The 26,838-nt window shown below is 59.9% G+C and carries 25 protein-coding genes; 15 read left to right on the top strand and 10 right to left on the bottom strand.

Translation table 11 applies throughout. The annotated features are described in order from the left end of the window. Positions 1 to 112: 112 nt before the first annotated feature. The 5 genes from DYL61_RS21005 to DYL61_RS20985 form a co-directional block, all read right to left on the bottom strand. Positions 113 to 1,456 carry an imelysin family protein gene (locus DYL61_RS21005; protein WP_135309917.1) on the bottom strand — a complete coding sequence of 448 codons (1,344 nt, stop codon included), beginning with the start codon at positions 1,454 to 1,456 and terminating at the stop codon, positions 113 to 115. Positions 1,457 to 1,585: 129 nt separating this feature from the next. Further along, complete coding sequence (locus DYL61_RS21000; RefSeq protein WP_135309916.1) at positions 1,586 to 3,637, bottom strand: putative bifunctional diguanylate cyclase/phosphodiesterase; 2,052 nt, start codon at positions 3,635 to 3,637, stop codon at positions 1,586 to 1,588. A 178-nt stretch (positions 3,638 to 3,815) separates the two neighbouring features. After that, positions 3,816 to 4,025 (bottom strand): hypothetical protein, encoded by a 210-nt coding sequence (locus DYL61_RS20995; RefSeq protein ID WP_135309915.1) that lies wholly within the window; start codon positions 4,023 to 4,025, stop codon positions 3,816 to 3,818. Between the two features lie 130 nt (positions 4,026 to 4,155). Then, entirely contained in the window at positions 4,156 to 4,752 is a 597-nt protein-coding gene (locus DYL61_RS20990) for a superoxide dismutase (RefSeq protein WP_017125974.1), read from the bottom strand. 178 nt (positions 4,753 to 4,930) lie between these two features. Continuing rightward, positions 4,931 to 5,530 carry a LysE/ArgO family amino acid transporter gene (locus tag DYL61_RS20985; RefSeq protein ID WP_135309914.1) on the bottom strand — a complete coding sequence of 200 codons (600 nt, stop codon included), beginning with the start codon at positions 5,528 to 5,530 and terminating at the stop codon, positions 4,931 to 4,933. A gap of 91 nt (positions 5,531 to 5,621) precedes the next feature. Here DYL61_RS20985 and DYL61_RS20980 point away from each other — a divergent pair, with 91 nt between their 5' ends. From DYL61_RS20980 to DYL61_RS20930, 10 genes are all read left to right on the top strand, one after another. After that, entirely contained in the window at positions 5,622 to 6,515 is an 894-nt protein-coding gene (locus DYL61_RS20980; RefSeq protein ID WP_135309913.1) for a LysR family transcriptional regulator ArgP, read from the top strand. A gap of 52 nt (positions 6,516 to 6,567) precedes the next feature. Continuing rightward, entirely contained in the window at positions 6,568 to 7,566 is a 999-nt protein-coding gene (locus DYL61_RS20975; RefSeq protein ID WP_135309912.1) for an NAD-dependent epimerase/dehydratase family protein, read from the top strand. A 124-nt stretch (positions 7,567 to 7,690) separates the two neighbouring features. Beyond that, positions 7,691 to 8,521, top strand: coding sequence for an ATPase (locus tag DYL61_RS20970; protein WP_135309911.1), 831 nt, complete (start codon positions 7,691 to 7,693; stop codon positions 8,519 to 8,521). A 231-nt stretch (positions 8,522 to 8,752) separates the two neighbouring features. Beyond that, positions 8,753 to 10,012, top strand: a complete 1,260-nt coding sequence (locus DYL61_RS20965; RefSeq protein ID WP_135309910.1) for a D-mannose isomerase — start codon at positions 8,753 to 8,755, stop codon at positions 10,010 to 10,012. A 104-nt stretch (positions 10,013 to 10,116) separates the two neighbouring features. Then, positions 10,117 to 11,403 carry an ABC transporter substrate-binding protein gene (locus DYL61_RS20960; protein ID WP_135309909.1) on the top strand — a complete coding sequence of 429 codons (1,287 nt, stop codon included), beginning with the start codon at positions 10,117 to 10,119 and terminating at the stop codon, positions 11,401 to 11,403. Between the two features lie 171 nt (positions 11,404 to 11,574). Further along, positions 11,575 to 12,483 carry a carbohydrate ABC transporter permease gene (locus DYL61_RS20950; RefSeq protein WP_105695469.1) on the top strand — a complete coding sequence of 303 codons (909 nt, stop codon included), beginning with the start codon at positions 11,575 to 11,577 and terminating at the stop codon, positions 12,481 to 12,483. Further along, positions 12,476 to 13,321 carry a carbohydrate ABC transporter permease gene (locus DYL61_RS20945; protein WP_135309908.1) on the top strand — a complete coding sequence of 282 codons (846 nt, stop codon included), beginning with the start codon at positions 12,476 to 12,478 and terminating at the stop codon, positions 13,319 to 13,321. The genes DYL61_RS20950 and DYL61_RS20945 overlap by 8 nt, the downstream gene beginning before the upstream one ends. 2 nt (positions 13,322 to 13,323) lie before the next feature. Next, complete coding sequence (locus DYL61_RS20940; protein ID WP_135309907.1) at positions 13,324 to 14,484, top strand: ABC transporter ATP-binding protein; 1,161 nt, start codon at positions 13,324 to 13,326, stop codon at positions 14,482 to 14,484. An 85-nt stretch (positions 14,485 to 14,569) separates the two neighbouring features. After that, positions 14,570 to 15,916, top strand: a complete 1,347-nt coding sequence (locus DYL61_RS20935) for a carbohydrate porin (protein ID WP_135309906.1) — start codon at positions 14,570 to 14,572, stop codon at positions 15,914 to 15,916. Positions 15,917 to 16,019: 103 nt separating this feature from the next. Beyond that, positions 16,020 to 16,865, top strand: a complete 846-nt coding sequence (locus DYL61_RS20930; protein WP_105695473.1) for a D-hexose-6-phosphate mutarotase — start codon at positions 16,020 to 16,022, stop codon at positions 16,863 to 16,865. A 137-nt stretch (positions 16,866 to 17,002) separates the two neighbouring features. Here the strand turns inward: DYL61_RS20930 and DYL61_RS20925 are convergent, their stop codons facing one another. Beyond that, a complete protein-coding gene (locus DYL61_RS20925; RefSeq protein ID WP_181157241.1) occupies positions 17,003 to 17,863 on the bottom strand; it encodes a MurR/RpiR family transcriptional regulator in 861 nt (286 codons plus the stop codon). Between the two features lie 219 nt (positions 17,864 to 18,082). Here DYL61_RS20925 and zwf point away from each other — a divergent pair, with 219 nt between their 5' ends. The 3 genes from zwf to DYL61_RS20910 are packed head-to-tail and all read left to right on the top strand — an operon-like array spanning position 18,083 to position 20,932. Beyond that, positions 18,083 to 19,549, top strand: a complete 1,467-nt coding sequence (zwf, locus tag DYL61_RS20920; protein ID WP_135309905.1) for a glucose-6-phosphate dehydrogenase — start codon at positions 18,083 to 18,085, stop codon at positions 19,547 to 19,549. Next, positions 19,536 to 20,249, top strand: coding sequence for a 6-phosphogluconolactonase (pgl, locus tag DYL61_RS20915; RefSeq protein WP_135309904.1), 714 nt, complete (start codon positions 19,536 to 19,538; stop codon positions 20,247 to 20,249). Before zwf ends, pgl begins: the two co-directional genes overlap by 14 nt. A 17-nt stretch (positions 20,250 to 20,266) precedes the next feature. Then, on the top strand, positions 20,267 to 20,932 hold the full coding sequence (locus DYL61_RS20910) for a bifunctional 4-hydroxy-2-oxoglutarate aldolase/2-dehydro-3-deoxy-phosphogluconate aldolase (protein WP_105695477.1): 666 nt from the start codon (positions 20,267 to 20,269) through the stop codon (positions 20,930 to 20,932). Positions 20,933 to 21,136: 204 nt separating this feature from the next. Here the strand turns inward: DYL61_RS20910 and DYL61_RS20905 are convergent, their stop codons facing one another. Then, positions 21,137 to 22,312 (bottom strand): aminotransferase class V-fold PLP-dependent enzyme, encoded by a 1,176-nt coding sequence (locus DYL61_RS20905; protein WP_135309903.1) that lies wholly within the window; start codon positions 22,310 to 22,312, stop codon positions 21,137 to 21,139. A gap of 10 nt (positions 22,313 to 22,322) precedes the next feature. Then, positions 22,323 to 22,559, bottom strand: a complete 237-nt coding sequence (locus DYL61_RS20900; RefSeq protein WP_017139191.1) for a DUF3820 family protein — start codon at positions 22,557 to 22,559, stop codon at positions 22,323 to 22,325. A gap of 205 nt (positions 22,560 to 22,764) precedes the next feature. On the opposite strand from DYL61_RS20900, the gene DYL61_RS20895 reads away from it, so the two are divergent. Next, a complete protein-coding gene (locus DYL61_RS20895; RefSeq protein ID WP_105695479.1) occupies positions 22,765 to 23,232 on the top strand; it encodes a ferritin-like domain-containing protein in 468 nt (155 codons plus the stop codon). Between the two features lie 151 nt (positions 23,233 to 23,383). Here the strand turns inward: DYL61_RS20895 and DYL61_RS20890 are convergent, their stop codons facing one another. Together DYL61_RS20890 and DYL61_RS20885 are read right to left on the bottom strand one after the other, a co-directional pair. Continuing rightward, positions 23,384 to 23,854, bottom strand: a complete 471-nt coding sequence (locus tag DYL61_RS20890) for a MaoC family dehydratase (RefSeq protein WP_105523957.1) — start codon at positions 23,852 to 23,854, stop codon at positions 23,384 to 23,386. Positions 23,855 to 23,908: 54 nt separating this feature from the next. Continuing rightward, complete coding sequence (locus tag DYL61_RS20885) at positions 23,909 to 24,853, bottom strand: alpha/beta hydrolase (RefSeq protein ID WP_135309902.1); 945 nt, start codon at positions 24,851 to 24,853, stop codon at positions 23,909 to 23,911. Between the two features lie 198 nt (positions 24,854 to 25,051). Here DYL61_RS20885 and fadD2 point away from each other — a divergent pair, with 198 nt between their 5' ends. Continuing rightward, entirely contained in the window at positions 25,052 to 26,740 is a 1,689-nt protein-coding gene (gene fadD2, locus DYL61_RS20880; RefSeq protein WP_135309901.1) for a long-chain-fatty-acid--CoA ligase FadD2, read from the top strand. The last annotated feature ends 98 nt before the right edge of the window (positions 26,741 to 26,838 follow it).

Here is a 26,838-nt window from a genome sequence, read left to right as displayed (position 1 = left end):
CTGGCATTAGGGCAAGGCCCCTCCCACATGGGTTTTGTGGTGTTTGATCGAGTGTTGGAGGGCAGGCAAAAAAAAGCGACCCGAAGGTCGCCTTTTTTCAACTCGGCACGAATCAGAACTCGTGATCAGCGTTGTCCGGGTTCAGGTCGCTGATGCCCAGCTTGCCCGCTGCAGCTTCGATCGAACCGGTCTGCTTGACCAGTGCGGCGATTGCGTCGCGTACGATCTGGTTGCCCGCATCGTTACCGGCGGCGATCAGTTGGTCGTAGTGCTCACCTTTGGCCGCGTGATCAACCATGACCTGAATCTTCGCTTCGGTCGACGCCAGGTCGGCTTTCAGCGCGGTGTCGGCAGCCGGGTCGGCCTTGGCCACCAGGGAGGACAGGCTGGCGCCGGTCATTTTGGTGCCGTCGGTGCGGGTGTACTCGCCCAGGTAGACGTTGCGGATGCCCTTGGCGTCGTAGAAGTGCGAGTTGTGGGTGTTGTCGCTGAAGCAGTCCTGTTCGTCTTCCGGCGAGTTGGCTTCCAGGGAAACCTTCATGCGCTCACCGGCCAGCTCGCCCAGGGACAGGCTGCCCATGCCGAACAGCATTTTACGCAGGCCGTCGGTGGCAGGTTCTGCCTCCAGGGTGGCGCGGTAGTTGTCTTCGACGTTGGGTTTCCAGTTACCGACCATTTCTTCCAGGTCGCTCACCAGCAGTTGTGTCACAGCGCTCAGGTAGGCGCGGCGGCGCTCGTTGTGGCCGCCAGTGGCGCCGTCGCCGGTCAGGTAGTCCGATGCAGGACGGTTGCCAGCGCCAGGGCCGGTACCGTTGAGGTCTTGGCCCCACAGCAGGAATTCGATGGCGTGGTAGCCGGTGGCAACGTTGGCTTCGGAACCGCCCAGCTCGTTGAGGCTGGCGAGTTTTTCCGGAGTGATGTCCTTCACGTCGACCTTGTCTTCGCCCACCTGGATCTCGGTGTTGGCGATGATGTTGGCGGTGGCGCCCGGGTTACCCAGCGCGTGTTCGTAGGACTTGTCGACGTAGTCGATCAGGCCTTCGTCCAGTGGCCATGCGTTCACCTGGCCTTCCCAGTCGTCGATGATGGTGTTGCCGAAGCGGAACACTTCGCTCTGCAGGTAAGGCACACGCGCGGCAACCCAGGCCGTGCGGGCGGCTTTCAGGGTTTCGTCGTTCGGCTTGGCCAGGAATGCGTCGATAGCGGTTTGCAGGGTTTTCGCGGTGGACTCGGCGTCGCTGTAGACCGCGAACACCATGTCTGCGTAATGCGCGACTACCGCCTTGGCGGCGGCTTCGTCGACCTGGCCGGCAGGGGTGGCAGCCGCTGGAGCGGTAGTGCTGGCAGCCGGGGTCGGCGCCTGTGGCGCGGCGGCCTTGTCTTTACCTTCGCCGCAACCGGCGAGAGAAATGGCAATGGCCAGCAGACTGGCGGTGGCCAGGGGCATACGAATCATGGCGAACATCCTGCTTCGGTTGTTGATGGGGCGCGCGGGGGAGCGCAAAAAAGCTGCGACATAATGCGAAAGATTTGCATTTTGTGTAAAGGGTTATACGCGGGAAATATTTAGTATCGTTTTGTGCTGTCAAATAATGGCCGCGTTATTGCGCTGGGCCTGCTTCAAAAAAGCCGCCAGCTCCCGGGCCTGCAAGGGTTTGCTGTAGTGGTAGCCCTGACCTTCATGGCAGCCTTCGGAGACGATGTACGCCTCTTGCTCGGCGGTTTCCACGCCCTCGGCGATCACCTGCATCCCCAGGCTTTTGCCCAGTTGGATGATGGCCCGCACGATGGTTGCATCGTCGTCATCGTCCAGCAGGTCCTGGACGAAGCTCTTGTCGATCTTGATCTTGTCCAGGGGCAGGCTTTTCAGGTAGCTCAACGACGAGTAGCCCGTGCCGAAGTCATCAATCGCGATCAGCGCCCCGGAACGGCGCAGGCTCAGCAGGTGCTGGGCGGCGGTGCTGATGTCTTCCATCAGGCCGGTTTCGGTGACTTCCAGTTCCAGGCTGCGCGGCGGCAGGCGATAGATCTGCATCAGGTTATTCACCACCCGCGGCAACTCGGTGTGGTGCAACTGCACGGTGGACAGGTTGACCGCCATGCGCAGGTCGGTGAAGCCCAAGTCGTGCCATTCGCGCAGCTGGCGACAGGCCTGGTCGAGTACCCATTCGCCAATCGGGATAATGGTGCCGTTCTGTTCCGCCAGCGGGATAAACAGGTCTGGCGGGACCAGGCCATGTTCCGGGTGTTGCCAGCGGATTAGGGCCTCCACGCCGACCACGCGGTGGTCGCGGTAGCTGATCTGGGGTTGGTAGACCAAGTGGAATTGGTCGCGACGCAGGGCATCGCGCAGGTCTTTTTCCAGCTCGCGGCGACGGCGCATCTCGCTGTCGACACTGGCGATATAGAACTGATAGCGGTTGCGCGAACGGGTCTTGGCCAGGGTCATGGTCTGTTCGGCTTTTTGCAGCAGCTTTTCGGTACTGTCGCCGTCTTCCGGGAACAGTGTGATGCCAATGGTGGCGCGCAGGCGGATGCATTCCTGGTCGAGGGCGAACTCGGCTTCCAGGTCATCGAGGATGCTTTGCGCCAGTTCGGCGGCTTCGTAGGGTTGGTCGATATCTGCCTGCACCAGGGCGAACTGGTCACCGCCCAAGCGGGCCAGGGCGCCGAGGCGACCGCTGTGGGCGCGCAAGCGGTCGGCCAGGGCCAGCAACAGTTTGTCGCCGGCCTGGTAGGTGAACTGCTCGTTGACGCTCTTGAAGTCATCCAGGCCTACGCACAACACGGCCACGCGGCGTTGTCGGCGACCGGCATCGATCAGGATCTTGTCCAGTTGCTCCTGCAATTTCTGGCGGTTGGGCAGGCCGGTGAGGAAGTCGTACTGGGCCATGCGCAACAGGCTGCTCTCCGCCTCGTGGCGCAGGTGGGTGTTGCGCTCGATGGACTCGAGCAACTGGTTGGCCGTGTTAATCCACAGCCCCAACTCATTGCGTTCGTGGCCTTTGAGCAGCGGGATCTTGTGTTCGCTGGGCCGGTCCGGGTTGATCGAGGTCAGGTGCTCGATAATCCGCGACAACGGTTTGGTCAGCAGCCAGTGGTAAACCAGGTACAACACCAGGCCCATGGCCAGTGCACGCAGCACCCCGGAAATAAAGATGATCACCGAGTTGACGATAAAACCCTGGCCATAGGTGGCTGTGTCGAGGGTGATACTCAGGTCGCCGTAGTATTCGCTGTAGGGGCCCTTGCCCACCAAGGGCGTGGTGAAGGTGCGTTCCTGGCCCAGGATCAAGTCGGTCAACCAGCGGCTGGGCGCCTGCTGCAACGCGCGGCTTTTCTCCGCCAGCATGGTTTCGTTGGGATGGCCAATGGAAGCCATGCGCACGGCATCGTCCTGGAACAGGCCCTCAATGACCTGCATGCCCATCTCGCGATCCAGGCTATAGACGGCCTGGGTCGAGGGGTCGCGAAACATGTCGAGGATGCGCTGGGCATCACCGGCCACGGCCTGGCGCGTCTTATAGGCATCGAAAACGATCTGCGCCACGCTCAGCGCCACGCCCACAACCAATGCCGACAGCAGCACAACCCGTAGCAACTTCACCGACAAGCTGTTTTTGAGTTCCAGCTTCAAAGGGTCATTCCTTGTTCCATGCGGGTAGCCTCAATATGCCATGAGTATTGGCAATCTGGTGAGGGCAGTCAAAGGAACATTAGGGTAAAGGCGGGTTTGATGTGGTTGGCGGGCAGTTTGGGAAAAGTGGGCGAGGCGGATTTTGATCCGCCTGCCAGGTATCAGTGCTTCGGGCGGGTCAGCTGGCAAAGTTTATTTGACGCTTTTCGGTCTCTTGTGTAGCCGAGAACTCCACGCTTTTGTTTTGAGGTTCCAATGCATTGCCCAGTGCCTTGGCCAGCACATCAGCGAAAGGTTGGGCGAGTGGGGCGACAGCCTTGGTGATTTCGCCAGCGGTTTTAACGAGGTCGCCAACGATAGGCAGAGATGCAAGTGCGCCAATGGTCATTGTGATTTCTCCGACAGGTATGAGAGGTGAATTCCTCTACCTGCCTGGGTGGCCAGCTGCGGTCGCTCAGTTCCCTGGTCCACAAAAAAGCCCGGCATGTGCCGGGCTTTTTCTACTGCAGGTTGTGTACTTAGGCAGTGAAGGTCTTGCCTTCGAACTGCTCAGCCACGAACTTCCAGTTGACCAGGTTCCAGAACGCTTCCACATACTTTGGACGCACGTTGCGGTAGTCGATGTAGTAAGCGTGTTCCCACACGTCGCAGGTCAGCAGCGGGGTGTCGCCGCTGGTCAGCGGGTTGCCGGCGCCGATGGTGCTGGCCAGGGCCAGGGAACCGTCAGCCTTTTTCACCAGCCAGCCCCAACCGGAACCGAAGGTGCCGACCGAAGTCTTGGTGAACTCTTCCTTGAACTTGTCGAACGAACCGAACGCAGCGTTGATGGCTTCAGCCAGCGCGCCGGTAGGTTGGCCGCCGGCGTTTGGCGCCAGGCAGTTCCAGTAGAAGGTGTGGTTCCAGACCTGAGCGGCGTTGTTGAAGATACCGCCCGAAGAGGATTTGACGATCTCTTCCAGGGTCTTGCCTTCGAACTCGGTGCCTGGCACCAGGTTGTTCAGGTTCACGACGTAGGTGTTGTGGTGCTTGTCGTGGTGGAACTCCAAGGTTTCCTTGGAGATGTGCGGCTGCAGGGCATCGTGTGCGTAGGGCAGCGGCGGCAATTCGAAAGCCATGATGATTCTCCTAATCAGGTCAGTTGCGGTGAGCGCAAGGCCGATCACGGGCGGCCAAACAAGCGCCGGGGAGTTTGTACTCTTTGCGGCGCAGGGGCTGGATCATAGCACCGGGGGTGCGGCAAAACCACGCAACAACTGTGTGGAATAGAGGTTCCAGAGCGTTTTGGAATATTCGTCAGGCGGCAATCAATTGGTAGGCCACGCTGAACATCATCACCGCCACCAACAGGTCCAGCAGGCGCCAGGTCGACGGGCGTGCCAGCCACGGTGCCAACCACGCCGCGCCGAGCGCCAGGGTGGTGAACCACAGGAACGACGCGCTGGCCGCACCTGCGACATAAGCGCCGGGTTCGGTTTGCTGGGCGCCCAATGAGCCAATCAATAGCACCGTGTCCAGATACACGTGAGGGTTAAGCAGCGTCACGGCCAATGCGCTCAGCAGCACGGCGCGCAGGGAACGCACCTTGGCGTTCTCGCCCTGGTCCAGACTCTGCTTGGAAAACGCCCGGCGCAGCGCCAAGGTGCCGTACCACAACAGGAACGCCGCACCGCCCCAACGCGCAATACCCAGCAGGATCGGGCTGTGGGCCAGCACCGTCGCCAGCCCGAATACGCCGGCGGCCACCAACAGCGCATCGCAAATCACACACAGCGCTGCGACGGGCAGGTGATGTTCACGCCGCAGGCTCTGCGCCAGTACAAATGCGTTTTGCGTGCCGATGGCCATGATCAGGCCGAGGGCCACCAGCAATCCGTTCACATAGCTTTGCCACATACATAACGATCCTCTAAATGATGCTGGCCATTCTCTCGAGCTAAGCTGTATAAGAAAAACCAATATTGGTGATCGCTCATTAGAGAAACTGATGTTCGACTATAAATTGCTTTCCGCCCTCGCGGCGGTGGTGGAACAGGCCGGCTTTGAACGCGGCGCCCAAGTGCTGGGGCTGTCGCAGTCGGCGATCTCCCAGCGCATCAAACTGCTTGAAGCGCGCATCGGCCAGCCGGTACTGGTGCGGGCCACGCCGCCAACGCCCACCGATATCGGCCGACGCCTGCTCAACCATGTGCAGCAGGTACGCCTGCTGGAGCGCGACCTGCAAAGCCAGGTGCCGGCACTGGACGAGGAGGGCATGCCCGAGCGACTGCGCATCGCGCTGAATGCCGATAGCCTGGCCACGTGGTGGGCCGAGGCCGTCAGCGAGTTTTGTGCCGAGCAACATTTGCTGTTGGACCTGGTAGTCGAAGACCAGACCGTCGGCCTCAAACGCATGCGCGCCGGTGAAGTTGCGGCTTGTATCTGTGCCAGCGAACGTCCCGTGGCCGGCGCCCGTAGTCTGCTGCTCGGTGCCATGCGTTATCGCGCACTGGCCAGCCCGGCTTTTATAGCCCGGCATTTTCCTGAGGGGGTGCGGGCTGATCAACTGGCGCGCACGCCTGCATTGGTGTTTGGCCCGGATGATTTCCTACAGCATCGCTATCTGGCATCCCTCGGCGTGGACGGCGGTTTTGAACACCATTTATGCCCGTCGTCCGAAGGGTTTATCCGCCTGACCGAAGCCGGCCTCGGTTGGGGCCTGGTGCCGGAACTGCAGGTGCGCGAGCAGTTGGAAAAGGGCCTGTTGGTGGAGTTGCTGCCAGATAAGCCCATCGATGTGCCGCTGTACTGGCATCATTGGCGCAGTGGCGGGCAACTGTTGAGTTTGTTGACCGATCATCTGGCTCAGGCCTGTGGTCAATGGTTGGTGCCGTTGGAGTGATGGCGCGCGTCAAGGCAACAGCGATGAAAAACGAGAGAACACGGGGTAATACATGAAAATTCTGGTCACCGGCGCGAGCGGCTTCATTGGCGGGCGCTTTGCGCGCTTCGCCCTGGAGCAAGGCCTGGACGTGCGGGTCAACGGGCGCCGCGCCGAAGGTGTAGAGCACCTGGTCAGGCGCGGCGCCGAGTTTGTCCAGGGTGACCTGAATGATGCCGACCTGGTGCGCCACCTGTGCCGCGACGTCGAAGCCGTAGTGCATTGCGCGGGTGCGGTTGGGTTGTGGGGCAAGTATCAGGACTTTTATCAAGGCAACGTGCAGGTGACTGAAAATGTCGTCGAAGCCTGCCTTAAACAGAACGTGGGTCGGTTGGTGCACCTGTCTTCGCCCTCGATCTACTTCGATGGGCGCGACCATCTGGGTCTGACTGAAGAGCAAGTGCCCAAGCGCTTTAAACACCCATATGCCGCCACCAAATACCTGGCCGAGCAAAAGGTATTCGGCGCCCAGGAGTTCGGTCTGGAAGTGCTGGCCCTGCGCCCGCGCTTTGTCACCGGCGCTGGCGACATGAGCATCTTCCCGCGCCTGTTGAACATGCAGCGCAAGAACCGCCTGGCCATTGTCGGCGACGGCTTGAACAAGGTCGACTTCACCAGCGTGCACAACCTTAATGAAGTCTTGCTCAGCAGCTTGCTGGCCCCAGGTTCTGCGTTGGGCCGGGCCTACAACATCAGCAACGGTGCGCCGGTGCCGGTGTGGGATGTGGTGAACTACGTGATGCGCCAAATGGAACTGCCCCAGGTGATGCGTTACCGCTCCTACGGCTTGTCCTACAGCGTGGCGGCGCTCAACGAAGCGTTTTGCGCGATGTGGCCCGGTCGCCCGGAGCCGGCGTTATCGCGTCTGGGCATGCAAGTGATGAACAAAGATTTCACCCTGGACATCAGCCGTGCCAGGCATTATCTGGACTACGAGCCCAAGGTCAGCCTGTGGACCGCCCTCGACGAGTTTTGCAGTTGGTGGAAGGCCCAGGATCCGGGGTTCAAGTAAGCTCACAACCGGCAACACTTCGGGAACCGAATTCGTGGTTCCGGGTCGATCAGTGCGGCGGGATCGCGGTTTATACTCCCGTCGCTCGGCTTTCCAGCCACCTCCACCGATTCAGGGTTGATTCATGCGTAACGATGCTAAAGACGACTTCGACAACGTTCCCAGCCTGCGGGCCGATCTTGGGGATGACGATGATTTCGAACCTTCTCCCGCCACTTCGGTGCGTTCGCGCAATACGCCCGTGGTCAAGGTCAAGAGCGCCAGCACCGGCCCGTTGTGGGCCTTGATCGGCGCACTGCTGATCGCCTTCGCCGGCCTGGCATGGTGGAGCTTCCAGCAGATTTCCCTGATGGGCCAGCAATTGGTCGCCACCCAGGAGAGTTTTGCGCGCATCAGCGAGGAAGCGGCGGGGCGCCTGCAGGACATTTCCGGCAAGGTCGTGGCCAGTGAAGCCAGCGTCAATAACGGCAGTGAAGCGCTGAAACTGCAGATCAAACAGCTGGAAACCCAGTTGCTGGAGCAAGGCAAGCAGCAAGTCGGCGTTGCCGGCCAGGCCACCGAGCTGGATAAGCGCCTGGCGCAAATGACCGCCAGTACCACCGACCTCTCCAGCGCCAACAGCAAACTCCAAGGCCAGGTGCAGGCCCTGACCGAAGCCGTGGCCGCCCTCAAGGCGGCGCAAAACGATACTCAAATCAAAGAGCTGGCCGCTGACGTTGCCGCGTTGAAAAAACAGGGGAATCCGAGCGCCGCCATCGCCCGCCTGGAACAGGACTTAGTGGTACTTAAGAGCGAGCAGGACAACAAGCCAGTCAACAGCGATGCGCCGACCAATAAAGAGTTCGACGTGTTCCGCATCCAGACCACGCGCAATATCACCACCTTGCAGAGCCAGGTGCAGAATTTGCAGCAACAGCTCAATGCGCCGGCGAGAGTAACGCCGCTGGGTCAATGATTGAAACCGGCTCCAAATGTGGGAGGGGGCTTGCCCCCGATTGCGGTGTGTCAGAAACCAGATGCAGTGACTGACACTCAGCTATCGGGGGTAAGCCCCCTCCCACAAAAGGCCCTCTATACCTGTGTATTTGTCACCGCTTAGTGACATTTCCCTTGCCCTTCGTTACTTGCCCCGACCGTCTCCTTGTTTAGACTCCGGTCATCCCGCAAACAATAATAAGGGCCACCCATGACCACCCAACCACTGCCTGCCAGCAGTTGGCTGAACGCACCTGCCCATCACGCCTGGCTCGCCGCCGAAGGCCAGCGTCTGCTGGCATTTGCCAAGGCTTCCCGCCTGCCCGACGGTTTCGGCAACCTGGACGATAAAGGCCAGTTGCCGGCCAATGCCCACGCCGAAACCATGAACACCGCCCGCATGACCCACAGTTTCGCCATGGCCCATGCCATGGGCTTGCCCGGTTATGCCGACCTGGTGGCGCATGGCGTCGCGGCCCTTAGCGGCCCATTAAAGGACGCTGAACACGGTGGCTGGTTCGCCACGCCCCATGCGTTGGATGGCAACCGTGGCAAGGCCGCCTACCTGCATGCGTTCGTGGCCCTGGCCGCCAGCTCGGCGGTGGTGGCTGGCGCACCCGGTGCGCAAGCGCTGTTGAACGACGCGATCCACATCATCGATCAATTCTTTTGGAGCGAAGGGGAGGGCGTCATGCTCGAATCCTTCGCTCAGGACTGGAGCGGCGTCGAAGCCTATCGCGGCGCCAACAGCAACATGCACGCTACCGAAGCGTTCCTCGCCCTGGCCGATGTAACCGGTGATACCCGTTGGCTGGACCGCGCGCTGCGGATTGTCGAGCGCGTGATCCAAACCCACGCCGCCGCCAACCAATTCATGGTGATCGAGCATTTCGACGCTCAGTGGCAGCCGTTGCTCGGTTACAACGAAGACAACCCCGCCGATGGTTTCCGCCCCTACGGCATCACCCCTGGCCACGGTTTCGAGTGGGCGCGGCTGGTGCTGCATCTGGAAGCCGCACGCCTGCGCGCCGGGCTGGTTACCCCGGACTGGCTGCTGAGCGACGCCAAGGGCCTGTTCGCCAGCGCCTGCGAATACGCGTGGGCCGTCGATGGCGCCCCCGGCATTGTCTACACCCTCGATTGGAACCAGCGCCCCGTGGTGCGCGAGCGCCTGCATTGGACCCACGCCGAAGCCAGCGCTGCCGCCCAGGCCTTGCTCAAACGCAGCGGCGAGCTGAATTACGAAATCTGGTACCGGCGCTTCTGGGAGTTTTGCGAAACCTATTTCATCGACCGTACCCACGGCAGTTGGCACCACGAACTCAGCCCGCACAACCGACCCAGCAGCACCATCTGGGGCGGCAAGCCGGACCTGTACCATGCCTGGCAAGCGGTTTTGCTGCCTGCGTTACCCTTGGCACCCAGCATGGCCAGTGCATTGGGGAACGGCACTTATGTCACCAGATGGTGACATTTGTACGTCCCTTTGTTACCTGCGCCCTGAACATCCCTGTTTAAACTCCGTGCAGCGCAAGCTCTAGACTTGCATGCATAACAACAAGAAAAGGTACTCAGATGAACGCGATTAATCGCCTCGCCGTCGCTATTTCCATTGCCTCGTTGTTTCCCCTCTCTGCATTTGCCGCTGGCTCCAACGGGACGGTGGAAGTGGTGCATTGGTGGACCTCCGGTGGTGAGAAGGCGGCTGTGGATGTCCTGAAGGCCCAAGTAGAGAAAGACGGCTTCACCTGGAAAGACGGTGCCGTAGCCGGTGGTGGTGGCTCCACTGCCATGACGGTGCTCAAAAGCCGCGCCGTGGCCGGTAACCCGCCAGGCGTTGCCCAGATCAAAGGCCCCGACATCCAGGAATGGGCGTCGACCGGCCTGCTCGACACCGACGTGCTCAAAGACGTCGCCAAAGCAGAAAAGTGGGACTCCCTGCTCGACAAGAAAGTCTCCGATACCGTGAAGTTCGACGGTGACTACGTCGCCGTACCGGTCAACATCCACCGTGTGAACTGGCTGTGGATCAACCCGGAAGTCTTCAAGAAAGCCGGTATCACCAAGAACCCCACCACCCTCGATGAATTCTACGCAGCCGGCGACAAGCTCAAAGCGGCAGGTTTCATTCCGCTCGCCCACGGCGGCCAACCTTGGCAGGACAGCACCGTGTTCGAAGCTGTAGTGATGTCGGTGATGGGAGCCGATGGCTACAAGAAAGCCCTGGTGGATCTGGACGACAAAACCCTGACCGGCCCGGAAATGATCAAGGCCCTGACCGAGCTGAAAAAAGTCGCGACCTACATGGACGTCGACGGCAAAGGCCAGGACTGGAACCTCGAAGCGGCCAAAGTCATCAACGGCAAGGCCGGTATGCAGATCATGGGTGACTGGGCCAAGTCCGAATGGACCGCGGCCAAGAAAGTCGCTGGCAAGGACTATCAGTGCGTAGCCTTCCCGGGCACCGACACAGCCTTCACCTACAACATCGACTCCCTGGCGGTGTTCAAGCAGAAAGACAAAGGCACTGCTGCCGGCCAGCAGGACATTGCCAAAGTCGTGCTGGGTGAAAACTTCCAGAAAGTCTTCAGCATCAACAAGGGTTCGATCCCGGTGCGCAACGACATGCTCCACGAAATGGACAAGCTCGGCTTCGACGAGTGCGCCCAGACCGCGGCCAAGGACTTCCTGGCAGACGCCAAGACCGGCGGCCTGCAGCCAAGCATGGCGCACAACATGGCGACCACTCTGGCTGTGCAGGGCGCGTTCTTTGACGTCGTGACCAACTACATCAACGACCCGAAAGCCGACCCGGCCGACACCGCCAAGAAGTTGGGCGCTGCGATCAAGTCTGCCAAGTAACACCTTTCTTCTAGGAGTTGTGTTGTTGTGGCGAGGGAGCTTGCTCCCGCTGGGGTGCGAAGCACCCCCCAAGGCGGCGTCTGCTTCGCAGCCGAGCGGGAGCAAGCTCCCTCGCCACACCCAGCAGACTCCAGCAGGCAGTAGTCCTTTTTCCCTGTATTGGATTTCCCCATGAGTTCTGTTGCTGTGTTCAGCAAAGCCTCGCCGTTCGATGCACTGCAGCGCTGGCTCCCCAAACTGGTGCTGGCGCCCAGCATGTTCATCGTGTTGGTGGGCTTCTACGGCTACATCCTGTGGACGTTTGTACTGTCGTTCACCACGTCCACTTTCCTGCCCAGCTACAAGTGGGCGGGCCTTGCGCAATACGCGCGGCTGTTCGACAACGACCGTTGGTGGGTCGCGAGCAAAAACCTCGCTGTCTTTGGCGGGATGTTTATCGGCATCACCCTGGTCATCGGCGTGACCCTGGCGATTTTCCTCGACCAGAAAATCCGTCGCGAAGGTTTTATCCGCACCATTTACCTGTACCCGATGGCGCTCTCGATGATCGTCACCGGCACCGCCTGGAAATGGCTGCTCAACCCGGGCATGGGCCTGGACAAACTCCTGCGGGACTGGGGCTGGGAAGGCTTCCGTCTCGACTGGCTGATCGACCCCGACCGCGTGGTCTACTGCCTGGTGATCGCCGCCGTGTGGCAGGCCTCGGGCTTTATCATGGCGATGTTCCTCGCCGGCCTGCGTGGCGTTGATCAATCCATCGTGCGCGCTGCGCAGATCGATGGTGCGAGCATGCCGCGCATCTACTGGAGCGTGGTGCTGCCCAGCCTGCGTCCGGTGTTCTTCAGTGCGGTGATGATCCTGGCGCACATCGCGATCAAGAGCTTCGACCTGGTGGCGGCGATGACCGCGGGGGGGCCGGGCTACTCGTCCGACCTGCCGGCGATGTTCATGTACTCCTTCACGTTCAGCCGTGGCCAGATGGGCATGGGCTCGGCCAGTGCAATCCTGATGCTCGGTGCGATCCTCGCGATCATCGTGCCTTACCTCTACTCCGAGCTGAGGACCAAGCGCCATGACTAGTCTCGCCTCCAAACCTTCCATCAGCCTGAGCCGCATCGCGATCTACGCGGTGTTGATCCTCGCGGTGCTGCTGTACCTGGTGCCGCTGGTGGTGATGTTGCTCACCAGCTTCAAGACCCCGGAAGACATCAGCACCGGTAACCTGCTGAGTTGGCCGACCGTGGTCAGCGGCATCGGCTGGGTCAAGGCCTGGGCCACGGTAGATGGCTACTTCTGGAACTCGATCAAGATCACCGTGCCTGCGGTGCTGATCTCTACCGCCATCGGTGCGTTGAACGGCTATGTGCTGTCGTTCTGGCGCTTCCGCGGTTCGCAGTTGTTCTTCGGCCTGCTGTTGTTCGGCTGCTTCCTGCCGTTCCAGACCGTGCTGCTGCCGGCGTCGTTCACCCTCGGCAAGATGGGCCTGGCCAGCACCACCACCGGCCTGGTGTTTGTGCACGTGGTCTACGGGTTGGCCTTTACTACACTGTTTTTCCGTAACTACTACGTGAGCATTCCGGATGCGCTGATCAAGGCGGCACGCCTGGACGGGGCGGGGTTCTTTACCATTTTCCGTCAGATCATTCTGCCGATGTCCACCCCGATCATCATGGTCTGCCTGATCTGGCAGTTCACCCAGATCTGGAACGACTTCCTGTTCGGCGTGGTGTTCTCCAGCGGCGACTCCCAGCCCATCACGGTGGCGCTGAACAACCTGGTCAACACCAGCACCGGGGCCAAGGAATATAACGTGGATATGGCGGCGGCGATGATCGCCGGGCTGCCGACCCTGCTGGTCTATGTGATCGCAGGCAAGTATTTCGTGCGCGGCCTCACGGCCGGCGCGGTCAAGGGGTAATCATGGCTACGCTTGAACTTCGCAATGTAAACAAGACTTATGGCGCCGGCCTGCCCGACACCTTGAAGAACATCGAGCTGTCGATCAAAGAGGGTGAATTCCTGATCCTGGTCGGCCCGTCGGGTTGTGGTAAATCCACGTTGATGAACTGCATCGCGGGCCTGGAGACCATCACCGGCGGCGCGATCATGATCGGCGACCAGGATGTGAGCGGCATGAGCCCCAAGGATCGCGACATCGCCATGGTGTTCCAGTCCTACGCGCTGTACCCGACCATGAGCGTGCGCGAGAACATCGAGTTCGGCCTCAAGATCCGCAAGATGCCCCAGGCTGACATCGACGCCGAAGTGGCGCGCGTGGCCAAGCTGCTGCAGATCGAGCACCTGCTCAATCGCAAGCCGGGCCAGCTCTCCGGTGGCCAGCAACAGCGCGTGGCCATGGGCCGTGCGTTGGCGCGGCGGCCGAAGATCTACCTGTTCGACGAGCCACTGTCCAACCTCGACGCCAAGTTGCGTGTCGAGATGCGCACCGAAATGAAGTTGATGCACCAGCGCCTCAAGACCACCACGGTCTACGTGACCCACGACCAGATCGAAGCCATGACCCTGGGCGACAAGGTGGCGGTCATGAAGGACGGCATCATCCAGCAGTTCGGCACGCCGAAAGAGATCTACAACAACCCGGCCAACCAGTTCGTGGCGAGCTTTATCGGTTCGCCGCCGATGAACTTCGTGCCCCTGCGCCTGCAACGCAAGGACGGTCGCCTGGTGGCCCTGCTCGACAGCGGCCAGGCCCGGTGCGAGCTGGCATTGAACGTGACGGATGCGGGTCTTGAAGACCGCGATGTGATCCTCGGCCTGCGCCCGGAGCAGATCCTGCTGGCGGCGGGCGAGGGTGACAGTGCGTCGAGCATTCGTGCCGAAGTCCAGGTCACCGAGCCGACCGGCCCGGACACCCTGGTGTTCGTGCAACTCAACGACACCAAGGTGTGCTGCCGCCTGTCCCCGGATGTGGCACCGCAGGTGGGCGAGACCCTGACCCTGCAATTTGATCCTTCCAAGGTTCTGCTGTTCGACGCCAATACCGGCGAGCGTCTGGGCACTGCTTCTTCATTGCCCGCACAGGGGCATGCCGACAATGTGGCCCAATTCAAAGGCCGCTGAAGCAGATAAGTTGTTGTTTTGGATAAAAAATGTAAACCGCGTTAGATAAAAACAGTTTAATAACAATAAAGACGAGGATGTAGGGATGAAAAAGCAACACAACAACACTCGGCTGATCTGCCAGATGTCAGCTGCAGCAGCCCTTGTACTGTCCGCCAATGCGATGGCGGCCGATGCATTCAGCGCCGATTCCAAGTGGATGACCGGCGATTGGGGTGGTGAGCGGACCAAACTGATCGAGCAAGGTATCGACATCAAGGCCGACTACGTAGGGGAAATGGGCTACAACGCCCACGGCGGCTTCAATGATGACAAGACCGGTCGTTACGCTGACCAGTTTGGTTTGGGCGTCGCCTTGGACCTGCAAAAACTGTGGGGCTGGGACAACACCCAGGCCAAGATCCAACTGACCAACCGTAATGGCCAGAACATCTCCAATGACCGTATTGGCGACCCGCGTGCCGGCACCCTCAGCTCGTCCCAGGAAGTGTATGGCCGTGGCCATATGGTGCGTCTGACCCAGTTCTGGATCCAGCACCAGATGTTCGACAACAAGTTGGACGTCAAACTCGGTTACTTCGGTGAAGGCGAAGACTTCAACACCTTCCCGTGCGACTTCCAGAACCTGTCGTTCTGCGGCTCCCAGGTCGGTAACTATGTAAATACCTGGTACAACTGGCCGGTCAGCCAGGCGGCGATCCGCGTGAAGTACAACATCACGCCTGAGCTGTATGCGCAAATCGGTGCGTACAACCAGAACCCATCGCAACTGGAGCACGGCAACGGCTTCAAACTCAGCGGCAGCGGCACCAAGGGCACCGTGATTCCGGTGGAATTGGTCTGGTCGCCGAAGGTGAATAACCTGCCGGGCGAATACCGTGTGGGTTACTACAAAAGTGCCGCCGATGCCTCTGACGTCCGTGAAGATATCAACGGCAACGATGCTGCCACCACTGGCGCGGCTTACCGTACCCGTAGCAGCAAGAAAGGCTACTGGTTCGTGGCCCAACAGCAACTCACCACGCATAACGGCGACGCTTCCCGCGGTCTGAATATCGCGGCCAACGCCACTTTCCATGACAAGGAAACCAATTTGGTCGACAACTATCAGTCGATCATGCTGGTGTACAAAGGCCCATTCGACGCACGTCCAAAAGATGATGTCGGTATCGGCGTCGCTCGTCTGCACGTCAACGATGACGTGAAGAAGAACTCTGAACTGCTCAACGTCGCCAATGGTGTGAGCGACTACGATAACCCGCTGTATACGCCAATCCGTGAGACTGAGTACAACGTGGAACTCAACTACGGTTTCCACGTTACCAACTGGCTGACTGTGCGTCCTAACCTGCAATACGTCGTGCAACCTGGCGGCGTGGATAAAGTCGATAACGCATTGGTAGCGGGCCTGAAAATTCAGTCTACGTTCTAACGCTGTTGCGATAAGCTCCTTCTCTCTGTGCGCATTTTGCGGGTAGCCATGGCTATCCGCTTTTTTTTGGGTAGCACCGTGTTGAATTTCAGGACTGTGGCACATGCATGAGCAACCGCTGCAACGCTTTTTCAAATCCTTGCGCGAACGACCGGTGTTCGCCTGGGAGCGCTTCCAGATGCGGGATGTGTTGGTGATCGATCATCCGTTGTGCCAAGCGGTGTTCAGTCGCCAGGGCGCGCAACTGTTGCACTTTCAGCCCACAGGCCAAAAGCCTTGGCTGTGGTGTGCAGCCAAATGGCCACAAGTCGGTGCCATCCGTGGTGGCGTGCCGGTGTGCTGGCCGTGGTATGGCCGTCACCCCAGCGAAAACGCCTGGCCGTCCCATGGCTGGGCACGGTTGATCGACTGGAAACTGCTCGACAGCAGCACCGATGACGACGGCGTGCGCCTGCACTGGCAATTGCAGCTGTGCGACTGGCAAGTGGACCTGCACGCGCACCTGGGCGAAACCCTCGACCTGCGCCTGAGCACCGAGCATCAAGACGAACTGCCGTGCCAACTGAGCCATGCGTTGCATGCTTACTGGCGTATTGGTCATGTTGATGAGATAGCGCTGTCTGGGCTAGACGGTGCACAAGGTTATGACCAGCTCAGCCGCCAGACTTGCCAGCAGGAAGGCGAGCTGCGGGTGGACGGTGGGTGTCAGCGGGTGTTCCAGCATGAGGGTGAATTGCAACTCAAGGACCACGCCTGGCAGCGCGAACTGTGCATCGACACGGGCGACAGTGCCAACACCGTGGTGTGGCACCCGGGCAGCCGGCCGCTGTTGGGGGTGAGCTTTAACGAGGCGTCGGGGTTTGTGTGTGTGGAGTCGGCGATGGCCGGGGCGAGTTTGGCGCCGGGGGAGAGGGCGCATTTGAGTTTGCAGGCCAGGGCTGGGGTTTAGCGGTGTGGCTGATGGCCCTATCGGGGGCAAGCCCCCTCCCACATTGACTGCATTCACACATTTTGATTTGTGAACACGGTCAGTGTGGGAGGGGGCTTGCCCCCGATGAGGCCAGTACAACCAACAAAAATGCTGGCCTAGTTGAATTCATCCCCCACCGGATACCGGCTGTCATTCAAGCTCTCTTTGATCTTGCGCAAATGCGGCTGGAAATCCACCCCACGGCGCAACGTCATCCCGGTCGCCAGCACATCCAGCACCGTCAACTGAATGATCCGCGAGGTCATCGGCATGTAGATGTCAGTGTCTTCCGGCAACGGAATGTTCAAGCTCACCGTACTGGCCTTGGCCAACGGTGAATTCTCAGCCGTCACGCCCAGTACCGAAGCGCCGTTGCTGCGGGCAATGCGCGCCACTTCCACCAGCTCACGGGTACGCCCGGTGTAGGAAATGATCACAAACAACTCGCCGGTATGCGCCACCGACGCGATCATGCGTTGCATCAGCACGTCGGCGTGGGCGGTGACGGCGAGGTTGAAACGGAAGAACTTGTGCAGCGCGTCCATGGCTACAGGCGCCGAAGCACCCAGGCCGAAGAAGTGGATCTGCCGCGCCTGAATCAACAGGTCAACCGCCTTGCTGATCAGCGCCGGGTCCAGCGCCTGGCACGCACTGTCCAGGGAGGCAATGGCGCTGCCGAAGATCTTCTGGGTGTAGGCCTCAGGGTTATCATCGGCCTCCACGGCACGGCTGACATACGCCGCGCCACTGGCCAGACTTTGCGCCAATTGCAATTTCAGTTCAGGGTAACCGCTCACGCCGAACGAACGGCAGAAACGGTTGACCGTCGGCTCACTGACCGAGGCGGCCTGGGCGAGGGCGGCGATCGAGAAGCGGGTGGCCTGCTGTGGGTTGAGCAGGATGACTTCAGCGACTTTGCGCTCGGCCTTGTTCAATTCTTCGAGGCGGCTCTGGATCTGTTCCAGAAGATTTCGCACGCGGTCCATTCAGTCTTTCCTTCGGGCGACGATGCAAATAAAGGGTGGCAACCAATCGACCAATGGTCTTTTGCGGTGGCCTATCCTACTGAGGGTAGCTGAACACCACCACTCGGAATGCGTATTTCGGGAAAATGTTGTGGTTATTACTACATTTTTCCTTGAGTGATGCCTTGAAAAAAGGTATTTGTAGCTTAACTTGATAAAAGAACAAACATCATGCCTTCGATAACCGTAGAACCCTGCACCTTTGCCCTGTTTGGCGCCTTGGGTGATCTGGCGCTGCGCAAGTTATTTCCTGCCCTCTATCAACTCGATGGCGCGGGGCTGCTGCACGACGACACGCGCATCCTGGCCCTGGCCCGTGAAGCCGGCTCCGAGCAACAGCACCTGGCCCATATCGAAAAAGAACTGCGCAACTACGTCGGCAAGGAACTGGACGAAGCCATCGCCCAGCGGTTCCTGGCTCGCCTGACCTATTTGCACGTTGACTTCATGAAGGCCGATGACTACGCGGCCCTGGCGGAGATCGCCGGCACCGAGCAACGCCTGATCGCCTACTTCGCCACCCCGGCGGCGGTGTACGGCGCGATCTGCGAAAACCTGTCGAAGGTCGGTCTGGCGGAAAACACCCGCGTGGTGCTGGAAAAACCCATCGGCTCGGACCTGGAGTCCTCGCGCAAGGTCAACGACGCCGTGGCGCAGTTCTTCCCGGAGAACCGCACCTACCGCATCGACCACTACCTGGGCAAAGAGACCGTCCAGAACCTGATCGCCCTGCGTTTTGCCAACAGCCTGTTCGAAACCCAGTGGAACCAGAACTACATCTCCCACGTGGAAATCACCGTGGCCGAGCAGGTTGGCATCGAAGGCCGTTGGGGCTACTTCGACAAGGCCGGCCAGCTGCGGGACATGATCCAGAACCACCTGCTGCAACTGCTTTGCCTGATCGCCATGGACCCGCCGGCTGACCTGTCCGCCGACAGCATCCGCGACGAGAAGGTCAAGGTGCTCAAGGCCCTGGCACCCATCAGCCCGGACGGCCTCACCACTCAAGTCGTGCGCGGCCAGTACATCGCCGGCTACAGCGCGGGTAAAGCGGTGCCGGGCTACCTGGAAGAAGAAAACTCCAACACCCAGAGCGACACCGAAACCTTCGTCGCCCTGCGTGCCGATATCCGCAACTGGCGTTGGGCCGGGGTGCCGTTTTACCTGCGTACCGGCAAGCGCATGCCGCAAAAACTGTCGCAGATCGTCATCCACTTCAAGGAACCGTCCCACTACATCTTCGCCCCCGAGCAGCGCTTGCAGATCAGCAACAAGTTGATCATCCGCCTGCAACCGGACGAAGGTATTTCCTTGCGCGTGATGACCAAGGAGCAGGGCCTGGACAAGGGCATGCAACTGCGCAGCGGCCCGCTGCAACTGAATTTCTCCGACACCTATCGCAGCGCGCGCATCCCGGATGCCTACGAGCGGTTGCTGTTGGAAGTGATGCGCGGCAATCAGAACCTGTTTGTCCGTAAAGATGAAATCGAAGCCGCGTGGAAGTGGTGTGACCAGCTGATCGCCGGGTGGAAAAAATCCGGCGATGCACCCAAGCCGTATGCGGCGGGTTCCTGGGGGCCAATGAGCTCCATTGCACTGATCACGCGGGATGGGAGGTCGTGGTATGGCGATATCTGATTTGAAACTGCCGCAAGGCGTAACGCCCCATGAGTACCGCACGCCGGTACTGTTGGCCGAGGGTTTGGCCAATGATGTGGCCGAACAGCTGCGCACGGCCATCAGTGCCCGTGGCGAGGCGACGCTGGTGGTGTCCGGTGGCCGCAGCCCCGTGGCGTTTTTCCAGCACCTGGCCAAGCAAGGCCTGGACTGGTCCAAGGTGACCATCACCCTGGCCGACGAACGTTGGGTGCCGGTGGAACATGCCGATAGCAATGCAGGCCTGTTGAAGCAACACCTGCTACAAGGTCCGGCGGCCAAGGCCAGGTTCCTCAGCCTGTACAGCGCCGCTGCCAACCTTGAAGAAGCGGCCGAGCAGGCTGATCGCTTGCTGGGCGAACTGCCAGCTATTGATGTGCTGGTGCTGGGCATGGGCGATGACGGTCACACCGCGTCGCTGTTCCCCAATAGCCCGAACCTGAGCCAAGCGTTGCAAGCCGACGGCACGCGCCGTTGCTGGCCAATGCTGGCGCCCACCGTGCCGCACCAGCGCCTGACCATGAGTCGCGCCCTGTTGGCCACGGCGAACTACACCGTGCTGTCGATTTCCGGCAGTTCGAAACTCACCACCCTAAGCGCCGCGCTGGCCAGTGACGACGTTGCTGCCATGCCGATTCGCGCGTTTTTGCAACCTACATTAGAGATTTACTGGTGCCCATGAGCCAAGGATCAGCCGCTATGAACAGCCCCCAACCGACCGTGTCCATGGCGGACAAAGTTGCCCTGATCGACAGCCTCTGCGCCAAGGCGCGGATCCTGCCGGTGATCACCATCGCCCGCGAACAGGACATCCTGCCGCTGGCCGATGCCCTGGCCGCTGGCGGTTTGACTGCATTGGAAGTGACCCTGCGTTCCGAGTTCGGCCTCAAGGCCATTCAGGTACTGCGCGAGCAACGCCCTGAACTGTGCACTGGCGCCGGCACCGTGCTGGACCGTCACATGCTCGAAGCGGCCGAAGTGGCCGGCTCGCAGTTTATCGTCACGCCTGGCATCACCCGCGACCTGCTGGAAGCCTCGGTACACAGCCCGATCCCGCTGCTGCCGGGCATCAGCAATGCCTCCGGCATCATGGAAGGCTATGGCCTGGGGTATCGCCGCTTCAAGCTGTTCCCGGCGGAAGTCAGCGGCGGCGTCGCGGCCATCAAGGCGCTAGGCGGCCCGTTCGGCGAAGTGAAATTCTGCCCCACCGGCGGCGTGGGCCCGGCCAACATCAAGAGCTACATGGCGTTGAAAAACGTGATGTGCGTGGGCGGTAGCTGGATGCTCGACCCGGAGTGGGTCAAGAACGGCGACTGGGCCCGCATCCAGGAAGTGACGGCCGAGGCGCTGGCGCTGCTGGACTGATCTGCTTTAACGAATCGTTGTTGCTGTGCTTAACGGCATTTTTGCGGCGCACTTGGTCGGTGTGCCGCTTTTTTTTGCCTATCGAAAACTAGAGGTCAACAAAAATCTAAAAATGTGGGAGGGGGCTTGCCCCCGATGAGGGAGTGTCAGTTGATACATCTGTGACTGACGCACCGCTATCGGGGGCAAGCCCCCTCCCACATTTTATTCTGCGTTCAGTTCGGTAATGGCGTTGACCAAGGCATTGATATCCGCCGCCGACGTCACCAACCCCGGCGTCACCCGAATACAGCTGCCAAACGCCGCGCCGACACGCGTGGTGGTGAACAGGTTGAAGTCCTTGAGCAATCGATCCGCCATCACCTGCTGATCCCGCCCGGCAAACTTGAACGCCGTGATCCCGCAATACAGCCGTGGATCATCCGGCGTCAGCACCTCAATTTCCGGCAACGAGCGCACCTGACTCACCCACAGATCCCGCAAGTAATTCACCCGTGCACCTTTGGCTGCCGAGCCGCCCAGCGCACGATGTTCTGCGAACACCAACGGCAAGGTCATCAACGCGGGAAAGTTTGGCGTGCTGTAGGACGTACGGGCACGCACGTCGGTGGCGGGATAGTGAAACTCACCCATGTCCGGGTCGATATCGGCGAGCCGCTCGGGGGCGATGTACAGAAAGCCCAGGGTCAATGGCGCGCCGATCCACTTGTGCAGGTTGAAGCCGGCGAACTGAATACCCAGCTCAACGAGGTCGAACTCGATCTGGCCAAGGGCGTGAGCGCCGTCGAGCATCACGTCGATGCCATGCTCACGTGCCACATTGGCAATGGCTTCCACCGGCATCACCAGCCCGGTGCGATGGGTGACATGGGTCAGCGCCATCAGCTTTAAACGCGGGTACTGCGTGAACGCATCGCGATACGTCTGCACCAGGCTGTCGAAACTGGCCGGGTGTGCGTGGGACAGTTCCACCACCTCAACGCCACGAACCCCGGCCAGCCAGCGCATGGCGCCTTTGACCGTGTCGTACTCCAGGTCGCTGATCAACACCTGGTCGCCCGGTTGCAGCCGGTTGTAGTTGCGGATCAGCGACTGCAAGGCTTCGGTGGCGTTGCGGGTGAAGGCGACCGCCTCGGGATCGACGTTGATCAGCTCGGCCAACTGGCGGCGGATCTCGACGTTTTCGCCTTGCTCGAAACGTTGGCGCACGTACACCGAATTGCTGCGGTTGATAAACGCCACGTGCTCCAAATACTGCGCCTGCACGGCGCGACTCATGCGCCCGAAGTAGCCGTTTTCCAGATTGATGGGGCCAGGTTCCAGTGCGTAGCGCTGGGCGATGGCGTTCCAGTGTATTTCGTTGTCGGCATTCCTTGGCATGGCGAAGCTCTTAGTGGCGAGGGGCAGGTTTACCGTGTTTCACACGAAGGGGTTCGAGCAATTCGGACAGACCGTTGTGGTCGATTTCCTGCATCAATGCCAGCAAACCGCCCAGTTCGCCGTGGGGGAAACCTTCACGGGCGAACCAATTGAGGTACGGGCCGGGCAGGTCAGCGATGATCCGTCCCTTGTATTTGCCGAAGGGCATTTCGCGGGTGATCAGCAGTTCGAGTTTTTCCGGGTTCATGGGCTTCAAGCGATTGAGTCGAGGCCTTGGAAAATACAGGCATTCTGCATGAAGGCCAAATGACAGATCATGCAAATAACGTAGATACAGATGGTTCCTTTAATTTTAAGTTATTGAAATTAAACAAAAAAATAATTTATCAAGACCTGGCACGGGCGCTGCAATTACTTATGCAACCTTCTTAACCCGCACAAGGAATTGGAAAATGACTGACATCAATAAAGAATCGATCTCCGTACTCAATGACCTGATCGAGACCAGCAAAGACGGCCAGAAAGGTTTCGCCACCTGCGCCGAAGACATCAAGCACCCAGAGCTCAAGGCGCTGTTCGTCAAGCGCTCGGCCGACTGCGCCACCGCAGCCGCTGAGCTGCAAACCGCAGTTCGCGCCCTGGGCGGTGATCCGGAAAAATCCGGTAGCGTGGCCGGTGCCCTGCACCGTGGTTGGGTCGACGTGAAGTCGCTGGTCACCGGTAAAGATGAAGAGGCGGTGCTGAATGAAGCCGAGCGTGGTGAAGACCATGCGCTGAAGGCTTACAAGGAAGCGATCGAGAAGATTAACAAGCACAACCTGCTGGGTATTCGCGATTTGGTGGAGCGCCAGTTCCACGGTGCGCAACGTAATCACGATCAGGTGAAAGCCTTGCGTAACCAGGCTCGCGCGCAGTCGTAAGCCCGGTGCTGTAGCTGAAAATGTTGTAAAAAATGTGGGAGGGGGCTTGCCCCCGATGGCGGAGTGTCAGTCAAAATATTTATGACTGACCCACCGCTATCGGGGGCAAGCCCCCTCCCACATTTGATTGATGTAGAACTTTGGATTGTGATCAGCCGATGGTAATCGGTGGCAGCTCAGTCAAAGTCACTTCCTGCTGCTTACGCGGCGCCAAAATCTCCGCTTCACCATCCACCACCAACTCATCGCGCTGGTTAAACACGCGCGTGGCGATGCGTACACGAAACTTCGGCAGTTTCTCCAGGATTTCCAGGCGCACTGTCAGGGTGTCGCCGATCTTCACTGGCTTCTGAAAACTCATCTGCTGGCCAATATAGATAGTGCCCGGCCCAGGCAGCTCACAAGCCACGGCCGCACTGATCAACGCACCGCTGAACATGCCGTGGGCGATACGCTCCTTGAACATGGTGGCCTTGGCGTATTCGGCGTCCAGGTGTACCGGGTTGTGGTCACCGGACATCGCGGCGAACAGCTGGATATCACGTTCTTCCACCAATTTGCTGTAGCTGGCGGTCTGGCCGACTTCGAGGGCTTCGTACGGGGTGTTGGTTACCTGGGTCATCTAAAGGTGCATCCTGTGGCTAATCGGTAATTTAATTGGCTGATTTTAAACGAATTATTCGCAGCGAGCGGGCCTGCGCAAGGTCAGGGCCCGGTCCAGCCACGTCAGCACATCGGCGGTGACTTCGTCGCGGTTGGTTTCATTGAACACTTCATGGCGTGCCTGCGGGTAGATCGTCAACTGTACCTGCTGGCCGCCGGCTTCGCGCAGGGCGTTGGCCAGGTGGGTGAGACGCTTGCCTTCACTCACCGGATCACATTCGCCGCCGGTCACCAGGATCGGCAGGCCCGGATCGATCTGCGCGAGATTGGACGCTTTGCTGATTTGCTGCAAGCCGCCCAGCAGGTCGATCCACAGCTGGTTGGTGCAACGAAAGCCGCACAGTGGGTCATTGATGTACTTGTCCACTTCGGCCGGGTCACGGCTGAGCCAATCGAAGGCCGTGCGATTGGGCTTGAACGCTTTGTTGAATGAGCCGAAGGACAGAAAGTCGATCAGCGCACTGCGCCCGCGCAATCCCTGGCGCGCCCGCTCGATGCGTGCAATCACCCGCGCCGCGCGGTACAGCGCCACCGGCTGGAAGTTCGAACCGCTGAGGATCGCACCGCTCAGGCTGGCGCTGTGGTGCAGCAGATAAGCCTGGGCGATATAGCTGCCCATGCTGTGCCCCAGCAGAATGATCGGCAGCCCCGGCTGCTGCTGGCCGATATGTTGATTAAGGCTGGCCAGGTCGCCCACCACCTTGTTCCAGCCATCGTGCTCGGCAAACAGTCCCAATGTCCCTTCGTCGGCGGTACGGCCATGACCACGCTGGTCCAGCGCATACAAACCGTAGCCCGCGCCGCACAGCGCTTCGGCCAGCCGCCCATAGCGACCGCTGTGCTCGGCCATGCCGTGGGACAGCATCACCAGAGCCTTGGCCGGGCCCGCCGGCATCCATTGGTTGATGTACAGGCGGCTGCGGTCATTCGCGGTCAGCCAGAAGGTGCTGTGGTTCATGGCGCTTCCTTTGCTCGGGGTCGATGCAGTGTATAGCTCATCCCACGAGAAGCGTCTGATCAACGCGGGGCCTTGTAGGAAGATTCACGCAATTAATGACGCTCTTTCCTGTATTTGCCAGTTTGGCCATAACTGCTAACGTCCCCAAAGCTCCGCTTCTTATGCGGCCGGACACACTCAGGTAAGAGGACAAGAATAATGCAACCTGATTTCTGGAATGACAAACGCGCAGCGGGCGTACCCAATGACATCGACCTTTCTGCCTACAAATCGGTGATCGAAGTTTTCGAGCGTTCCTGCAAGGCTTTTGCCGACCGTCCTGCCTTCAGCAACATGGGCATCACCCTGACCTATGCCGAGCTTGAACGCCAAAGCGCGGCGTTCGCCGGTTACTTGCAGCAGCACACCGACCTCAAGCCCGGCGACCGTATCGCCGTGCAGATGCCCAACGTGCTGCATTACCCGATTGCTGTGTTCGGCGCCCTGCGCGCCGGGCTGATCGTGGTCAATACCAACCCGCTGTACACCCCGCGTGAGATGCGCCATCAGTTCAAGGATGCCGGCGTGCGCGCGTTGGTTTATCTGAACCTGTTCGGTTCGCGGGTGCAGGAAGTGTGCAGCGACACCGAGATTGACTACCTGATCGAAGCCAAGATGGGCGACTTCATGCCCGCCGCCAAAGGTTGGCTGGTCAACACGGTGGTCGACAAGGTCAAGAAAATGGTCCCGGCCTACCACCTGCCACGGGCCGTCTCGTTTAAACGCGCACTGCACATGGGCGCGGGCCAGGGTATCACTCGCCATCCGGTGAGCCTGGACGATATCGCGGTGTTGCAATACACCGGCGGCACCACCGGCCTGGCCAAGGGCGCGATGCTCACCCACGGCAACCTGGTGGCGAACATGCAGCAGGTGCGCGCCTGCATGTCCCAGACCGGTGAGGACGGCCACCCGCTGATCAAGGAAGGGCAGGAGGTGATGATCGCGCCGCTGCCGCTGTACCACATCTATGCATTCACCGCCAATTGCATGTGCATGATGGTGTCCGGCAACCACAACGTGTTGATCACCAACCCGCGGGACATCGGTGGTTTTATCAAGGAGCTGAAAAAGTGGCGGTTTACCGGGCTGCTGGGGCTCAACACATTGTTTGTGGCGTTGATGGATCATCCGCAGTTCAAGACCCTGGATTTTTCTCATCTCAAGCTCACCAATTCTGGTGGCACTGCCCTGATCAAGGCCACCGCCGAACGTTGGGAGCAAATCACCGGCTGTGCGATTGGCGAGGGTTATGGCCTGACGGAGACTTCGCCGGTCGCCAGCACCAACCCTTACGGCAATAAATCGCGGCTGGGCACCGTGGGCATTCCGGTGCCGGGTACGGCGATGAAGGTGATTGACGACCACGGCGTCGAACTGCCTCTGGGTGAGCGGGGCGAGTTGTGCATCAAGGGCCCGCAGGTGATGAAGGGTTACTGGCAACAGCCGGTCGCGACCGCCGAGACCCTGGACGCCGAAGGCTGGCTCAAGACCGGTGACATTGCGGTGATCGATGAGGATGGGTTTATCCGCATCGTCGACCGTAAGAAAGATCTGATTATCGTGTCGGGCTTCAACGTGTACCCCAACGAAATCGAAGACGTCGTCATGGCCCACCCGGCGGTGGCCAATTGCGCGGTGATCGGTGTGCCGGACGAGCGCACGGGGGAGGCGGTGAAGCTGTTCGTGGTGGCGCGTTCCGAAGGCGTGAGCCTTGAGGAGTTGAAGGCGTACTGCAAGACCAACTTCACGGGGTACAAGGTGCCCAAGCATATTGTGTTGCGCGAATCGTTGCCGATGACGCCGGTGGGTAAGATCTTGCGGCGTGAGCTACGCGACATAGCTTGATGTGAAACAGGGTCAAAATGTGGGAGGGGGCTTGCTCCTGATGGCGGTGGAACAGTCACCAGATGTATCGACTGGGATACCGCAATCGGGGGCAAGCC

The sequence above is a fragment of the Pseudomonas nabeulensis genome, assembly GCF_004682045.1.
Taxonomy (GTDB): Bacteria; Pseudomonadota; Gammaproteobacteria; order Pseudomonadales; family Pseudomonadaceae; genus Aquipseudomonas; species Aquipseudomonas nabeulensis.
Note: the sequence above shows the minus strand (reverse complement) of the source record. Positions and strands in the feature narration are given on the sequence as shown.

What these genes read in the sequence shown, in the direction of transcription:
- DYL61_RS20975 (WP_135309912.1), top strand. Translation starts at nt 6,568, where the DNA reads ATGAAAATTCTGGTCACCGGCGCGAGCGGCTTCATTGGCGGGCGCTTT.
- DYL61_RS20905 (WP_135309903.1), bottom strand. Translation starts at nt 22,312, where the DNA reads ATGCCAAGGAATGCCGACAACGAAATACACTGGAACGCCATCGCCCAG.
- DYL61_RS20895 (WP_105695479.1), top strand. Translation starts at nt 22,765, where the DNA reads ATGACTGACATCAATAAAGAATCGATCTCCGTACTCAATGACCTGATC.
- DYL61_RS20945 (WP_135309908.1), top strand. Translation starts at nt 12,476, where the DNA reads ATGACTAGTCTCGCCTCCAAACCTTCCATCAGCCTGAGCCGCATCGCG.
- DYL61_RS20990 (WP_017125974.1), bottom strand. Translation starts at nt 4,752, where the DNA reads ATGGCTTTCGAATTGCCGCCGCTGCCCTACGCACACGATGCCCTGCAG.
- DYL61_RS20950 (WP_105695469.1), top strand. Translation starts at nt 11,575, where the DNA reads ATGAGTTCTGTTGCTGTGTTCAGCAAAGCCTCGCCGTTCGATGCACTG.
- DYL61_RS20930 (WP_105695473.1), top strand. Translation starts at nt 16,020, where the DNA reads ATGCATGAGCAACCGCTGCAACGCTTTTTCAAATCCTTGCGCGAACGA.
- fadD2 (WP_135309901.1), top strand. Translation starts at nt 25,052, where the DNA reads ATGCAACCTGATTTCTGGAATGACAAACGCGCAGCGGGCGTACCCAAT.
- pgl (WP_135309904.1), top strand. Translation starts at nt 19,536, where the DNA reads ATGGCGATATCTGATTTGAAACTGCCGCAAGGCGTAACGCCCCATGAG.
- DYL61_RS21005 (WP_135309917.1), bottom strand. Translation starts at nt 1,456, where the DNA reads ATGATTCGTATGCCCCTGGCCACCGCCAGTCTGCTGGCCATTGCCATT.
- DYL61_RS20890 (WP_105523957.1), bottom strand. Translation starts at nt 23,854, where the DNA reads ATGACCCAGGTAACCAACACCCCGTACGAAGCCCTCGAAGTCGGCCAG.
- DYL61_RS20985 (WP_135309914.1), bottom strand. Translation starts at nt 5,530, where the DNA reads ATGTGGCAAAGCTATGTGAACGGATTGCTGGTGGCCCTCGGCCTGATC.
- DYL61_RS20885 (WP_135309902.1), bottom strand. Translation starts at nt 24,853, where the DNA reads ATGAACCACAGCACCTTCTGGCTGACCGCGAATGACCGCAGCCGCCTG.
- DYL61_RS20900 (WP_017139191.1), bottom strand. Translation starts at nt 22,559, where the DNA reads ATGAACCCGGAAAAACTCGAACTGCTGATCACCCGCGAAATGCCCTTC.
- DYL61_RS20910 (WP_105695477.1), top strand. Translation starts at nt 20,267, where the DNA reads ATGAACAGCCCCCAACCGACCGTGTCCATGGCGGACAAAGTTGCCCTG.
- DYL61_RS20935 (WP_135309906.1), top strand. Translation starts at nt 14,570, where the DNA reads ATGAAAAAGCAACACAACAACACTCGGCTGATCTGCCAGATGTCAGCT.
- DYL61_RS20980 (WP_135309913.1), top strand. Translation starts at nt 5,622, where the DNA reads ATGTTCGACTATAAATTGCTTTCCGCCCTCGCGGCGGTGGTGGAACAG.
- DYL61_RS20965 (WP_135309910.1), top strand. Translation starts at nt 8,753, where the DNA reads ATGACCACCCAACCACTGCCTGCCAGCAGTTGGCTGAACGCACCTGCC.
- DYL61_RS20970 (WP_135309911.1), top strand. Translation starts at nt 7,691, where the DNA reads ATGCGTAACGATGCTAAAGACGACTTCGACAACGTTCCCAGCCTGCGG.
- DYL61_RS20940 (WP_135309907.1), top strand. Translation starts at nt 13,324, where the DNA reads ATGGCTACGCTTGAACTTCGCAATGTAAACAAGACTTATGGCGCCGGC.
- zwf (WP_135309905.1), top strand. Translation starts at nt 18,083, where the DNA reads ATGCCTTCGATAACCGTAGAACCCTGCACCTTTGCCCTGTTTGGCGCC.
- DYL61_RS20960 (WP_135309909.1), top strand. Translation starts at nt 10,117, where the DNA reads ATGAACGCGATTAATCGCCTCGCCGTCGCTATTTCCATTGCCTCGTTG.
- DYL61_RS20995 (WP_135309915.1), bottom strand. Translation starts at nt 4,025, where the DNA reads ATGACCATTGGCGCACTTGCATCTCTGCCTATCGTTGGCGACCTCGTT.